Here is a 14690-nt window from a genome sequence, read left to right on the forward strand (position 1 = left end):
ATGTACCGCAGCCTTGGAGCAACTACAGCACAAAACCCTTAAACTAACACATCAAAAGTAGTTACAAATGACGGACGAGAGAAAATACTTTTTTGCTGCTCTGCATGTGGATGCGCCTGAGCTGGAGCTTGTCCTTCTGCTTGTGCAGGGCGTTTTTTGTGAGCGTTTTCGAATGAACGTGATTCTGTCCAGTCTTTAAAGTTTTGCTCTGTTTCCCACATCGTTAAGATGACATATGTATCGTTACTTAATGGGCGTAGAACGCGAATTGCTTGGAAGCCTGGTTCGTTTTCAATAAGGCCTGCACGGTTTTTAAAACGGTTTTCAAATACTGGGCGACCTTCGTCTGTGACAGAAATGTTGTTACAAACGATATAACCAGGTTGTCCTTTAAATTCGCCAACAGCGTCTAGTACGTCATAGCTAAGTGAGCCTTCTACAGATTCTTCTGTATTTTCTTTATAAAACATATCTTTTTCATTATTTTTTGCAGTGAAATGTGCTTGTTCTAGAGGTGTTTCGTATGAAATAATAGCCTTCATTTTAATGCCCCCTTTAATTGTTTGTATCTATTATATCAACTCTCTTAAAAAACTTCGAAGATTATATACATAAAGATACTTCTTTTTCAAATAATAAATGTACCATCATTTGGAAAGAAGGCCGGTGTATGAAGAAAGTAAAATGGACTTTATTAGGTGGATTAGCGACGCTTGTATTAGCGATTGTACTTTATAAACTTATTGTGTTAGCTGGTGGCTATATGATGGATGAAAAGCAGCTTGTTTTCCACTCTTCATCACGTATCGTTGACCAGAAAGGGAAAGAAATTACGAAATTATATGTAGAAAATAGAGACCTCGTACCAATCGAGCAAATTCCAAAATACGTGCAGCAGTCATTTATCGCGGTGGAAGATTCTCGTTTTTATGAGCATCAAGGAATTGATTACCCGTCTATATTCCGGGCTCTTTATAAAGATACGTTAGCAGGAGAAAAGGTAGAGGGCGGTAGTACGATTACGCAGCAACTCGCTAAAAACGTTTTTTTAACTCGTGAAAAAACAGTTACGCGTAAATTGAAGGAAGTCGCAATTTCCCTTCAATTAGAGCAAAAATATACGAAGCAACAAATTCTTGAAATGTATATGAATCATATTTATTTTGGGCATGGGGCTTACGGTATTCAAGCGGCAGCAAAGTTGTATTTTAATAAAAATGTAGAAGATTTAACAGTAGAAGAAGGGGCAATGCTTGCAGGTCTTCCGAAGTCGCCAAACGGATATTCACCGTATTTCTCTCCAGAGAAAAGTAAGGAGCGCCGCGATCTCGTATTGTCACTTATGCATAAACAAGGCTATTTGACTGCCGAAGAAAGCGTACGTTATCAAGGGAAGACGATTGCGCTATATAAAAACTTAGATGAGAATGAGCTCGCATATATGCCGTATATTGATATGGTTATAGATGAAGCAGCTCGTTTATATGGATTGTCTCATCAAGAAGTACTTCGCGGAGGATATACGTTTGTCGTTCCGATGGATGAAAAGATTCAAAAGGTAGCGTATAACCAGTTTCAAGATGCGAGGAATTTCCCTGGTAAAGAAGAGGGGGCGCAAGGTGCTTTTTTATTAATGGATAATCGTACGGGCGGAATTAAAGCGGCGATTGGCGGAAGAAAGTACGTCCCGAGAGGCTTTAATCGTGTTTTCGCAAAAAGACAGCCCGGTTCTGTGCTAAAACCACTTATCGTCTATGCGCCAGCACTCGAAACGAAAAAGTATAATCCGTATTCTTTATTAACGAATGAAAGAAATTCATTTGAAGGCTATGAACCTCGAAATTACAACCATACGTATTCGAAAGAAATGACGATGTACGATGCGATTTTAGAGTCAGCAAATGTACCGGCAGTTTCTTTATTAAATGAGTTAGGGGTAGAAGAAGGAAAGCAATATTTAGAGAAAGGTAATGTTCACATTGCCGATGCTGGTTTAAGTACAGCGCTTGGCGGATTGAAAAACGGTGTTTCAACATTTGAACTTGTGAAAATGTATCGTGCGTTTTTAGCAAATGGCGCTATTATTGAGCCGCACGTGATTGATAAAGTGTTCAATAGACACGGCGCAGTTATTGGAGAATCACCAAAAGTAGAAACGAAAATTTTCTCGAAACAAACGGCATGGTATATGACGAAAATGCTTGAAGGAGTTGTGAAGGAAGGGACAGCGAAAGCAGGTGTATATAACGGGGCGCTAGCTGGGAAAACAGGTACAACTTCCTTACCAAATGACGATAATGGAGCGAGAGATATGTGGTTCGTTGGCTATACGCCAAATTTAGTAGGCGCTGTTTGGATTGGTTATGACCGTACGGATAAAGAGCATCAGTTGCAAGGAGAAAGTGTGTCAGCAACGAAATTGTTTAAGAAAATTTTAACGAAGGCAAATATAGAACAGAAAGAGCAGTTTATGAAACCAGAAGGTGTGGAAACAATCGGTGCTCCAATTCGGCTGCGCAAGATTGAAGATGTGAAAATAAAATTAGCGTTTAGCCCTTTCGGTTTATTTAAAGCGAAATTAAGCTGGACACCACTTCCAGATGATAGAATTATGTATCGGATTTATAGAGTGGAAAACGGAGTCCATACGCTTGTAGCAACTGTAAATGGTGCAGGAGAATATGAAGAAAAGTTCGTTAACATCTTTTCAAAACCGAGTTTTTACGTTGTGCCATATAACACACAAACGAATCGCGAGGGAGAAAAGTCAAAAGTAGCTAAACCATAGTTTTTCTCTGTGTTATAATAAGAATGTTGTGAAAATAGTAAGCGTTTTTAAGAATGTTTGTGTCAATTTAATGAACAACGTACATAATATTATGCATTTTGTTTTTACAAGCTGTATAGTAAAAAAAGATAAATATCGAACGTATTCGAAGCATTGGTAAGGAAGGGAGCAAGGGTCTTGGTAAGAAATATAAATGAGACATTTTTAAAAGCATGTAGGGGGGAACGTACTGATTATGTACCAGCATGGTATATGCGTCAAGCAGGTCGTTCACAGCCGGAGTATAGAAAGATAAAAGAAAAGTATTCTTTATTTGAAATTACACATAATCCAGAGTTATGTGCTTACGTTACAAAGTTGCCAGTTGATCAATATAACGTAGACGCAGCAATTCTTTATAAAGATATTATGTCACCACTACCTGCAATTGGTGTGGATGTAGAAATTAAATCGGGTATTGGCCCAGTTATTGATAACCCAATCCGTTCTTTACAAGACGTAGAAAAGCTAGGGGAAATCAATCCAGAAGATGACGTACCGTACATATTAGATACGATTCGTTTATTAACGACAGAAATGTTAGACGTACCGTTAATCGGTTTTTCAGGAGCTCCATTTACATTAGCGAGCTATATGATTGAAGGCGGTCCATCTCGTAATTACCATAATACGAAAGCGTTCATGTATGCAGAGCCGAAAGCTTGGTTCGCTTTAATGGATAAGCTAGCAGATATGGTTATTACATATTTAAAAGCGCAAATTAACGCAGGAGCAAAAGCAGTTCAAATTTTCGATTCTTGGGTTGGAACAGTAAATGTAGCAGATTACCGCGTATTTATTAAACCAGCAATGGAGCGTATTTTTGCAGAAGTTCGCCCGATGGGTGTTCCAATGATTATGCATGGCGTAGGAGCTGCACATTTAGTAAATGAATGGCACGACTTACCGCTTGATGTAGTAGGCTTAGATTGGCGCTTACCGATCGAAGAGGCACGTGCGCGCGGCGTTCATAAGGCGGTACAAGGTAATATGGACCCGTCATTCTTACTTGCGCCATGGTCTGTTATTGAAGAACATGTAAAAGGTATTTTAGATCAAGGGATGAAACAGCCAGGTTATATCTTTAACTTAGGACACGGTGTATTCCCAGAAGTAAATCCAGATACATTAAAACGTTTAACTACATTTATTCATGAATACTCTAAAGGGCAGTTAGCGAAGTAAAGGAGAATTGCTGTATGAAAAAGAAAATTGGTTTGCTTGTAATGGCATACGGAACGCCATATAAAGAAGAAGATATTGAACGTTACTATACACATATTCGCAGAGGAAGAAAGCCAAGTCCTGAAATGCTAGAAGATTTAACAGAGCGTTACCGTGCAATTGGTGGTATTTCTCCTTTAGCTACTATTACATTAGAGCAAGCTAAAAAGTTAGAGAAGCGTTTAAATGAAGTACAAGATGAAGTAGAGTACCATATGTATCTTGGCTTAAAACATATCGAACCGTTCATTGAAGATGCAGTAAAAGATATGCATAACGACGGCATACAAGATGCAATCGCACTTGTTCTTGCGCCGCACTATTCTACATTTAGCGTGAAATCGTATGTAGGACGAGCACAAGAAGAAGCTGAGAAACTTGGAAACTTAACAATTCACGGCATTGATAGCTGGTATAAAGAACCGAAATTCATCCAGTACTGGGTTGATGCAGTGAAAGGTATATATAACGGTATGGCAGAAGCAGAGCGTGAAAAAGCAGTATTAATCGTATCTGCACATAGCTTACCAGAAAAAATTATCGCACTTGGCGATCCATACCCAGACCAATTAAATGAAACAGCTGACTATATTGCAAGAGGTGCTGAAGTAGCAAATTATGCAGTAGGTTGGCAAAGTGCAGGAAACACACCAGATCCTTGGATTGGTCCAGATGTACAAGATTTAACGAGAGAATTAAATGAAAAGTACGGTTATACTTCATTCGTATACGCACCAGTTGGATTTGTTGCGGAACATTTAGAAGTTCTATATGACAACGACTTTGAGTGTAAAGTTGTAACAGATGAAATTGGCGCGAAATATTATCGTCCAGAAATGCCAAATGCATCGGATGCATTTATTGATTGCTTAACAGATGTTGTATTAAAGAAAAAAGAATCTGTATTGTAAAAAGGAAGGGGGAGCATGCTTGAGGAAAAAAGTTGTAATCATCGGCGGTGGCATCACAGGATTAACAACAATGTATAACTTGCAAAAAGAAATTCGTGACAACAACTTGCCGATCGATACATTACTGATAGAAGCATCGGGTAAACTTGGCGGGAAAATTCAAACCGTTCGAAAAGATGGATTTACAATTGAACGCGGACCAGATTCTTTCTTAGCACGAAAAGAAAGTGCAGCAAGATTAGCGAGAGAATTAGGTCTTGGCGATGAACTTGTAAATAATAAGGCCGGTCAATCATTTATCCTCGTAAACAATCGGTTACATAAAATGCCGAGCGGATCAATGATGGGAATTCCAACGCAAATTACGCCGTTTCTATTTTCCAGGCTGCTCTCTCCAATTGGTAAATTAAGAGCTGGCTTTGATCTGTTAATGCCGAGATCAAAGCCAGTATCTGACCAATCACTCGGGCAGTTTTTCAGACATCGCCTCGGCAACGAAGTGGTTGAAAATTTAATCGAACCATTACTATCGGGTATTTATGCAGGGGATATTGATGAAATGAGCTTAATGTCAACATTCCCGCAAATGTATCAAATTGAGCAGAAACATCGCAGTATTTCACTCGGTATGCGTACACTTGCCCCGAAAAAAGAGACATCTGAACCGAAAAAGGGAATCTTCCAAACAGTGAAAACAGGTTTAGAATCTATCGTAGAATCTCTCGAAGTGAAGATGCATGAAGGTACGATAATAAAGGGAACTCGCATTGAAAAAATTGCAAAACTTGGTGATGGTTATACGATTACTCTTAGTAACGGAAAAGAAATAGAAGCGGATGCGGTCGTAGTGGCAAGCTCACATAAAGTATTGCCATCTATGTTTGCGCAGTACAAGCAGTTTCGTTTCTTCCGCAACATTCCGTCTACATCAGTTGCGAATGTAGCAATGGCTTTCCAAAAATCAGCCATTCAGCGCGATATTGATGGAACAGGATTTGTCGTATCTCGAAATAGCGATTACACAATTACAGCATGTACGTGGACACATAAAAAGTGGCCACATACAACGCCAGAAGGAAAAATGCTTCTTCGTTGTTACGTTGGACGCCCTGGTGATGAAGCAGTTGTAGAACAAACAGAAGAGGAACTCGTTCAGCTCGTACTAGAAGATTTAAGAAAGACGATGGATATTACTGAGGATCCAGAGTTTACAGTCGTAAGCCGCTGGAAAGAAGCGATGCCCCAATATACAGTAGGTCATAACGAGCGAATGAAGAAACTCACAACATTTATGGAGAAAGAGTTGCCAGGTATATACTTGGCAGGTAGTTCTTACGCTGGTTCTGGTCTTCCGGACTGTATTGATCAAGGTGAGTTAGCGGCGAAACGTGTACTATCTCATTTAGAGAAAGTAATGGATATGGAATCAATCGCACAATAAAGTGAAACGCCTTCAATCAGATTGAAGGCGTTTTGTTACTTATTCACCAATAAACATATATAAGTTATTGGGCTTTATAACGGCATCTCCCGCATAAATAATCCACTCTGTTAAGTTATCAAAATCTAAATGGTAACTATTTCCTTCACTCATATCTTTTATAAAATACGGTTCGTTAATAAGTATTCCTTGAATGAAGTCTTCCGTAATGTTTTGCATTTCAAACCACATATGTTCACTTTTTCCTTCTTCGTAGGAGACACCAAACTTAGCGAGGAAACGAAAATCTTCATTCGATTGTTCAATGTGAAAAATGTTGCTGAAATATCCGAAAGTATTCTTTGCATTGTAAGCCATACGATCGGTTTCACTATTTGTTTTATAGAACATAAGCCCTGTAGCTTCCTCGTGTTCTTGGAAAAAGCTTTCAATATATTCTTCCGAAGTATTATATTTGAATAAGAGAACGGATGGAGATTGATGGTATTCATCTCGGGCATCCATCCCACCTAAGAATGTGTTTTGTGCATCTATTGGTTGTAGTTTCACTTCTTCGTCCTCAATTGAAGATAATTGATCCATCCTCGTTTTATGTCCAATATAAGATAATCCCTTTTCCCATGGAATAGCTACTGTATGTATAGAACCTTGCTGACTATGCGCGATAACGATAGGCTCATTCATAGGGACTTGTCCGTTCTCAACGGCATTATTAGCAAATGTTTGAAAAAGATCGCCAATGCCGTAATAGGAAGAAATGCGATTGGGAATAATTAATTCTATTTCTGTCACACCTGCTCTTAAAAGGCCGTGTGTATGAAACCAATATTGCGTAGGCTCACCGTCTTTATCGTCTTCATAAACGGAATGAATAACGTATAAATCAGGAATGTCAGGTAACAATTCATTTTCAACGTGATATTCAATATAGCTTCTAGATATCACTTTCATTGCTGCGCTTGAATCGATTACAAATAATAAATCTGGAGCGAGGTTCCATAAAAACTGTAATTGCTGGAAAAAGCAGTCCAGCACATCGCCTACAAATAGCGTACGAGCGAAAATTTCAGTGCCATAAGCAGCATCTTCAAAATGACGATCTACGATTGTAGAATCTTGTCTATTGTACATTTTATATTCTTCTGGGTCATTTGCCTCATCAATATGCAGTTCATACGGTATGATTGTTTCATCCATATGTAATTCAACAATAAGGCTTGTCTCATCATTGTAAACAACCTTTAATTCATCAACTTTGGTAGAGATAGTCTCTAACCGCTGTTTTAACTGTTCAATTGTAATTCTAGTTGGTATAACGGCAATCATATCTGAAAAATGACGTTCTAATGTTCCATTCATAGCTGCGCGGTATGTTTCTGTTTGTACTTCCATCCAATCACTCCTATTCAAATGAATCCATTTTACATGCCAATGAACTTTCGATATTTTCTGTTTTCTCTCTAACATTATAGAGTGCATTCGTAGAAGGTGTAAAATTATTATTTTGTATTATAGTTTGAAAGCTTGTAAATTAAATAAATTTTTTGTAAAACTTGTCGAAATAGCATTCTATATAACGAATCATTTGATATGATAGAAATGTTGAGAAAATATGAAATAGGGAGAGGAAAATGGCTGTGAAGAAATTGTTAAGTGTCTTTTTATCATTCATACTATTGCTTTCATTTACTGGAACTTTAGTACAAGCAGAAGAAACGACTTCTATGTCAGTAGAAAAAGCAATTCAAGTATTTAAGCAGCAAGGTAAAACGAAGGGGATGGTGGAAGGATATATCGTTGGATATACGCAAAGTCCTTCTAAATACACGAAAGATCCGGCTAAGTTTGATGATACAAACGTAGCAATTGCGGATTCGCCAAATGAAACGAATCCAGATAAAATCATGCCAGTTCAGTTGCCAAAAGGCGATGTGAGAGCGGCAGTAAATGTGAAAGATCATCCTGAAAATATCGGGAAGAAAGTTAGTTTAACAGGGACACTTGAATTATATTTTAGTAGCCCAGGTTTAAAATCAGTAACCGCTCATAAGTTTCAAGGAGAAGGACAAAACCGTGTTAGCGATGTAGTAGCTTCGCCAGGTGGCGGAGAAGTTGCGAAGGGAACAGCGGTAACATTAACAACGAATACAGAAGGAGCAACAATCTACTATACGCTAGATGGCTCTAACCCTACAAATAAAAGTGTTCGTTATAACGGACAAGTTGTGGTGAATGAAAATAGTGTGATTAAAGCAATTGCAGAGAAAGAAGGGCTTACTTCTTCAGCGATTTCAACATTTTCATTTATTATCGTAAATCATGAACCAGTACGTATTCATGATATTCAAGGGAAATCACATATTTCTCCTTACACAGGGAAGAAAGTATACAATGTGGAAGGCGTTGTAACAGCGCTTGATAAAAATGGTTTTTATATAGAAGATAATCAGCCGGATAATGATCCAGCTACTTCAGAAGGTATGTATGTGTACAAAAAAGATGCGAATGTAGCGGTAGGAGACCTTATCCAAGTTGATGGAGAAGTAGAAGAATATGTTGGTCCTGGATATGCAGAAAGGTTTGACACAGATTTAACGACTACGGAAATTAAGGCGAGCCGTGTTGCTGTAATAGCAAAAGATCAACCTTTACCAGCACCGATTGTACTTGGAGAAAACGGTGTGAAAATCCCTGATCAAATTATCGATAATGATGCATTTGGTTTATTTGATCCAAATGAAGATGCAATCGACTTTTATGAAAGTATAGAAGGTATGCGCGTTACGATGCCAACGCCAAAAATTATTGCACCTCAGAAAAACGGGAATTTATATGTAACAGTAGAAAATGGCGGAAATAAAGTCGTAACGAAATACGGCACACCTATATTAGATGAAAATCAATTAAACCCAGAGCGTCTTTCTGTCAAAGTACCTCGTGATTATGTAGCAAAAGTAGGAGATACTTTCACTGGAGATATAACAGGGGTAGTCGGATATGATTACGGTTCGTTCCGCATTACGCCAATAACGGAATTACCATCTGTAGTGGACGGTGGATTTAAGCAAGTAGGGGCGAATATTCAGCCTCGTCTTGATAAGTTAACAGTTGCTACATATAATATTGAAAACTTCTCGGCGAATAAAAAAGAAACAACAGATGAAAAAGTAAAAGCGTTAGCGTATTCTATTAAATACAATTTAAAAATGCCAGATATTATCGGTGTAGAGGAAATGCAAGATAATAATGGATCAATTAATGACGGTACAACAGATGCTTCTTTAAGCGCAAAACGTATCATTGATGCAGTTCTAGAAATTCGCGGACCAAAGTATGAGTATGTAGAAATTGCTCCGCATAATAATCTAGACGGAGGAGCACCAGGAGCGAATATTCGCGTCGGTTTCTTCTACAACCCATCACGCGTGAAATTAGCAGCAGTACCGAAGTTACTTGATAAAAATGTTGTTCGTATTGGAGACGAAAACCCATTATTTGAAAGTACACGTAAACCGCTTGCGGCAGAATTTACGTTCCAAGGACAAAACGTTGTTGTCGTTGCAAATCACTTAAACTCAAAAATAGGAGATGCAACGCCATTTGGAAAAGTGCAGCCGCTCGTATTAAAGAGTGAAGAAAAGCGAATTCAGTTAGCGCAAGAAGTAAATCAATTCGTACAAGGAATTCAGAAAAAGAACACGAATGCACCAGTTGTTGTGTTAGGGGATATGAACGATTTTGAGTTTGCTAAACCACTAAAAGCACTAGAAGGAACAAACTTAAAAAATATGTTAAACACAGTGCCGAAAGAGAACCGCTACACGTACATTCATGAAGGAAATGCCCAAGTGTTAGATCATATTTTAGTAACAAACAACATCGCACCACACACAATTGTAGACCCAGTGCACTTAAACTCAAACATTATGAAAGAGCACGGACGTGTAAGTGACCATGATCCGGTACTTGCTCAAATTGATTTGAAGAAAGCTTCTTAAATGAGGGGAACGCTTAGGCAACTAAGCGTCCTTTTTTTGTAATCTGGTGATAAAATTAATTGAATATTTAGTTTTCGGAAGGAGGGCAACGATGCCAGCACAAATAAATGGGAAATTAATGAATCAGTTAGCGATTTTTTTTAGTACAATCGTTATGTTTCAATTTGTAGCTGAGGTAACAGGACTTACTCAAAATTTAGACCTTACGTATAACTTAATACATACAGCATCATCCTATATAACGTTTAGTTTGGCAGTCATTTTTACTTTAATAGGTGCAAGGAGAGAATTAAGTAAATATGCAATTATTTTACTATGTTCAGTTGTAGGTATTAAAGCGATTTATTTTGCGCTGTTCGTTATTTTATGGGGATTGGCAGGTACGCCGTAAAGGGGAGGATGATTATATGAGTAATGATAATAAGAGCGTAATTATCTAAGCTAACTTAGGTAATTACGCTCTTATTCGTTCAATGATCTAGTCTGAAATTGCTTGAAACGCTTTTCTACACCGATCTCTTTTTTGCAGTCTTCTTCTATATTTTTTTCTATCCCGCTTTACTCCTTGTATATACATGAATAAGCTAACGAGAAGGAAGAAAGTACATTGCATCGTTAAAATGTACGGTGACATGCCTTGTAATGGTTGCTTTGGGTCATACAAGTGAAAAGGCGCTCCACCTATTGTAGGGAATATTGTATTTAGCAGGACGTACGGAATGGAGGCAACTGCGAATGGAAAGAGAATCGCCATATAGTCTTTTTGTGACCATACAGATGCAGCAAGTCCTAAAAGGGCCATTAAACCTGCGAATAAAAAATTAATTCCGATATATACAGTAATATAAGTGAGAGGCGCATCGAAATATAGGTTTGCGAACATTCCATCAGCATTTATGATACCTGAACCAATCGTAGGTGTTCCGTCTGGAATGGTTAATTTGCAAAATAATAACGATAAGATGAATGGAAGCGTATAAAGAAACCCTCCGCAAAAAAACGTAACGATATATTTCGTTACTGAATAAGGAAATATAGAAATTCCCTTACTCACGAACGGTTTAAAACCATCTGACTTATCCGAATTGTAACTTGTACTAAAGGGGAAACTCGCAATAACTGGCATTAATAATAAATAAACATCCATTTCATTGTCGCGGAATCCAATCCATTTTAAATCTGTTGATATAGGACCATTCGCTGCGTCTCCTAAATAACGAATGACATAGTAATAGTGATAAATGCAAATAAGAACGAATCCACTAAACATCATAATTAAAGAAATACGACTACCAAAAGCTTGCTTTATATTTAAACGAAGCGCACGCATCATGACTGAAAAAGCCTCCACTATTTTGATAAACTTGTCTATTTTCTATATTACTATTAAATGTAAAGATTTTCTTGTTTTTTTATTTGATTATTTGAAAAAAGAGAAATTCGTTGTCGTTAAGTAAGGTTTATTTATGAGTTAATAAAATCTGGTTTCTAAAATACATTGGTAATTATTAATCGTAGTTTAGATAAGTTAGGAGAAATAGCGTTGTATAATAATAATTAGAACAGATGATGAAATACTATGTTGAAATAAAAAAAGTGTTCCTGAATTGCTTACATTTGGAACACTTTTTTACAGTTAAATGATATAAGGTAATATGATTATGAAAGAAATACACCCTCGTATTAGATGGTGATGTATATGAATTTTGCCGTGAAGATAATAGCCATTCCTTATTGTTAATACGTGTACAGTAGTGAGAGTGACAATTAATAGAAATAATATAGAGGGGATGAAAAAAATTAAAATGCTAGATACAAGCATAATTATTCCGGACATAGTAATTCCGACAGCAGAGTAAGTAGGTATACGTTTCTGTTTATATTGAGTTAACCCAGCTAAGATGAGAAGAGAAGCATAAAAGATAGCTAAAATACTACTACTCCATGAAAAGATATTCAAAATAATTCCTCCTTGTATATTGCTAAAATATGATTTCATTAAAATATGCGGGGTTAACCCCCTGTCAATAAATAATGTTAAGGAAGTGAAAAAAATGCGAATCGGAGAATTTGTTACGCTATTACATACTACAAAAGATACAGTTCGGCACTATGAAGATTTAAATTTAATTGTTCCAAATCGAACAAATAATAGAAAAGAGTATAGTGAAAAAGAAATAGTAGACTTTCAAGTTATTATTGAATTAAAAGAGATGGGGTTGAGCCTGAAAGACATTCAACTACTATTTGAGCTGAAAGGTTTATTAGGATGTGGGGATAAGAAACTAATAGATGAAGTAGTAGCTAAACTTAAAAATCATGCAGATTCTTTACTGTTAGAAGAAGAAAACATCCGTAACAGAAGGATTCAATTACAAAAAAAATTGAGTGAAATAAAGAAATTATTATGAATATATTCTAGCTTTCCATACAAGTATACTTCTTGATACACTATGGACAGTAATATATAACTTGACTGGAATTTTTTATACTGGAAATAATAAAAAAGAGAACTTGTATAGAATGTAAGCGTGTGGTAATATCAAAGATGTACTGATTGACTATATTATCCAATTGGTCATTTTTGGAGGTGACGATGTGGCGATAGATCGAAAACGTTCTATTATTGATGCTGCAACAAAGTCTTTTTCAGCGTTCGGTTATAAAGCAACAACGATGGATCAAGTAGCGAAGTTAGCGAATGTAGGAAAAGGAACGATTTATACTTTTTTCAAAAATAAAGAAGAGCTATTTGGTGAAATTATTTCTAATTTAATTACAGAGATGAAGCAAGTTGCAGAAAATGCAATTCGTTCAGATGTTTCATTTTTTGAAAATGTACATAGAGCATTATATAGCATATTAGAATTCAGAAAAGAACATCAGCTCATGATTAAATTAATTCAAGAAGAGCGTGATATGGGAACGAAAGAAGTACAAGAAGTGATGCAACAAGTAGATGTGGAAATCGTTTCTGTCATTCAATCGTATTTAAAGATTGCGATTGAAAAAGGTGAGATTGGCAAATGTGATCCAGAAATTACAGCATTTATTATGCTTCGCTTATACGTATCGCTTATTTTTGATTGGGAAAAAAATCATGAACCGCTAGAAAAAGAGAAAATTGCAGAATTATTTGAACTTTATTTATTAAAAGGATTGTCAAACTAAGATAATCCTTTTATTATTATAAAAAGTGACCGTTTGAACAAAACGGTCATACATTTATTTTAGGGAGGGATAATAGAAATATTCACTTCATATGAAGAAACAGTTGCATAGTATAAATTCGGGGATAAGGCATATGTATGAATAGGTATAGCCTTTTTATTTGGGAGGAAATGACCGAATGAACAATTTGGTCATTTAGAAAAGGGGGAGAAATGATGAAATGGAATCAGTTACTTCGTAAAGAGTTTACTGAAATTATAAAAAGTAAAAAAATATTAATTCCAATTATCGCGGTTTTATTCGTACCAATTTTATATGCAGGTATGTTTTTATGGGCCTTTTGGGATCCGTATAAACAGTTAGATGATTTACCAGTTGCGGTAGTCAATTTAGATAAAGGTGCAGTATTTGATGGAAAACCAATTGAGGTCGGAAAAGGGCTTGTTGACAACTTAAAAGATAACACAAGTTTTAAATGGGAATTTGTAAGTGAAAAAGAAGCGGAAAAAGGAATGGAAGGTAGAAAGTATTACATGTTAGTACGCATTCCAGATGACTTCTCAAGTAACGCTACAACGTTATTAAAAGATGATCCAAAACCATTAAACTTAGAATACATTCCAAACGAAAGCTTAAACTTCTTATCTTCACAAATTGGCGGAACAGCGATTGAAAAAATTAAAGGTGAAGTATCAAGTACGTTAACGAAAACATATGCAGAGAAAATGTTTGATTCCATTCAAGACGTCTCAAAAGGATTAGCAGATGGGGCGGAAGGAGCAAATAAACTACACGACGGATCAAGTGAGCTACATGATGGTTCAAGTAAAGTGACGGATGGCCTTCATACACTTCAAGGGAAGTCTGGAGAGATGAAGGATGGAGTTCAGAAATTGGCAGATGGATCTAATAAGTTACAAGATGGCTCCGGAAAAGTGACAGCAGGTTTAAATACGTTAAATAGCAAAAACGGTATAGGGAAATTAGAAGACGGATCAGGAAAAGTAACGAACGGTTTAAATACGTTAAATAGCAAAACGGGTGAATTGCGTGATGGATCTGAGAAAGTGACTGATGGCTTGAACAAACTAGTAAGTAAATCTGGTGAATTACAAACA

At 36.7% G+C, this 14690-nt stretch carries 12 protein-coding genes; 9 read left to right on the forward strand and 3 right to left on the reverse strand.

From position 1 onward, the window contains the following. Nucleotides 1–38: 38 nt before the first annotated feature. Nucleotides 39–542 carry a heme-degrading monooxygenase HmoB gene (gene hmoB / locus MR113_RS24595; protein WP_242257182.1) on the reverse strand — a complete coding sequence of 168 codons (504 nt, stop codon included), beginning with the start codon at nucleotides 540–542 and terminating at the stop codon, nucleotides 39–41. A 128-nt stretch (nucleotides 543–670) separates the two neighbouring features. Between hmoB and MR113_RS24600 the strand changes: the two genes are divergently transcribed. The 4 genes from MR113_RS24600 (at nucleotide 671) to hemY (ending at nucleotide 6403) form a co-directional block, all read left to right on the forward strand. Continuing rightward, on the forward strand, nucleotides 671–2788 hold the full coding sequence (locus MR113_RS24600; protein ID WP_242257183.1) for a transglycosylase domain-containing protein: 2118 nt from the start codon (nucleotides 671–673) through the stop codon (nucleotides 2786–2788). Nucleotides 2789–2965: 177 nt separating this feature from the next. Then, nucleotides 2966–4012 carry a uroporphyrinogen decarboxylase gene (gene hemE / locus MR113_RS24605; RefSeq protein ID WP_097819946.1) on the forward strand — a complete coding sequence of 349 codons (1047 nt, stop codon included), beginning with the start codon at nucleotides 2966–2968 and terminating at the stop codon, nucleotides 4010–4012. A gap of 14 nt (nucleotides 4013–4026) precedes the next feature. Further along, nucleotides 4027–4962 carry a ferrochelatase gene (gene hemH / locus MR113_RS24610; RefSeq protein WP_097863929.1) on the forward strand — a complete coding sequence of 312 codons (936 nt, stop codon included), beginning with the start codon at nucleotides 4027–4029 and terminating at the stop codon, nucleotides 4960–4962. Between the two features lie 19 nt (nucleotides 4963–4981). After that, nucleotides 4982–6403: a protoporphyrinogen oxidase gene (hemY, locus tag MR113_RS24615; protein WP_242257184.1), complete on the forward strand. Its 1422-nt coding sequence runs from the start codon at nucleotides 4982–4984 to the stop codon at nucleotides 6401–6403. A gap of 39 nt (nucleotides 6404–6442) precedes the next feature. On the opposite strand, the gene MR113_RS24620 is transcribed toward hemY, so the two are convergent. Then, the gene (locus MR113_RS24620; RefSeq protein ID WP_242257185.1) at nucleotides 6443–7795 is read right to left on the reverse strand and encodes a DUF4026 domain-containing protein; all 1353 of its coding nucleotides are present in this window, start codon (nucleotides 7793–7795) and stop codon (nucleotides 6443–6445) included. 239 nt (nucleotides 7796–8034) lie between these two features. Between MR113_RS24620 and MR113_RS24625 the strand changes: the two genes are divergently transcribed. Next, nucleotides 8035–10401 carry a DUF6359 domain-containing protein gene (locus MR113_RS24625; protein WP_242257186.1) on the forward strand — a complete coding sequence of 789 codons (2367 nt, stop codon included), beginning with the start codon at nucleotides 8035–8037 and terminating at the stop codon, nucleotides 10399–10401. A gap of 91 nt (nucleotides 10402–10492) precedes the next feature. Further along, complete coding sequence (locus MR113_RS24630) at nucleotides 10493–10792, forward strand: hypothetical protein (RefSeq protein ID WP_242257187.1); 300 nt, start codon at nucleotides 10493–10495, stop codon at nucleotides 10790–10792. Nucleotides 10793–10879: 87 nt separating this feature from the next. Here MR113_RS24630 and MR113_RS24635 read toward each other — a convergent pair whose 3' ends face one another. Further along, nucleotides 10880–11734, reverse strand: a complete 855-nt coding sequence (locus MR113_RS24635; protein WP_242257188.1) for a hypothetical protein — start codon at nucleotides 11732–11734, stop codon at nucleotides 10880–10882. 721 nt (nucleotides 11735–12455) lie between these two features. Here MR113_RS24635 and MR113_RS24640 point away from each other — a divergent pair. From MR113_RS24640 to MR113_RS24650, 3 genes are all read left to right on the forward strand, one after another. Beyond that, the gene (locus MR113_RS24640) at nucleotides 12456–12812 is read left to right on the forward strand and encodes a MerR family transcriptional regulator (RefSeq protein ID WP_098586279.1); all 357 of its coding nucleotides are present in this window, start codon (nucleotides 12456–12458) and stop codon (nucleotides 12810–12812) included. Between the two features lie 187 nt (nucleotides 12813–12999). After that, a complete protein-coding gene (locus tag MR113_RS24645; RefSeq protein ID WP_098275586.1) occupies nucleotides 13000–13572 on the forward strand; it encodes a TetR/AcrR family transcriptional regulator in 573 nt (190 codons plus the stop codon). Nucleotides 13573–13787: 215 nt separating this feature from the next. After that, nucleotides 13788–14690, forward strand: a 903-nt coding sequence (locus MR113_RS24650) for a YhgE/Pip domain-containing protein (protein ID WP_242257189.1), incomplete at its 3' end; no start/stop codon positions are given.

The organism is Bacillus cereus group sp. BfR-BA-01379, assembly GCF_022663605.1.
In the GTDB taxonomy this organism is placed as follows: Bacteria; Bacillota; Bacilli; order Bacillales; family Bacillaceae_G; genus Bacillus_A; species Bacillus_A mobilis.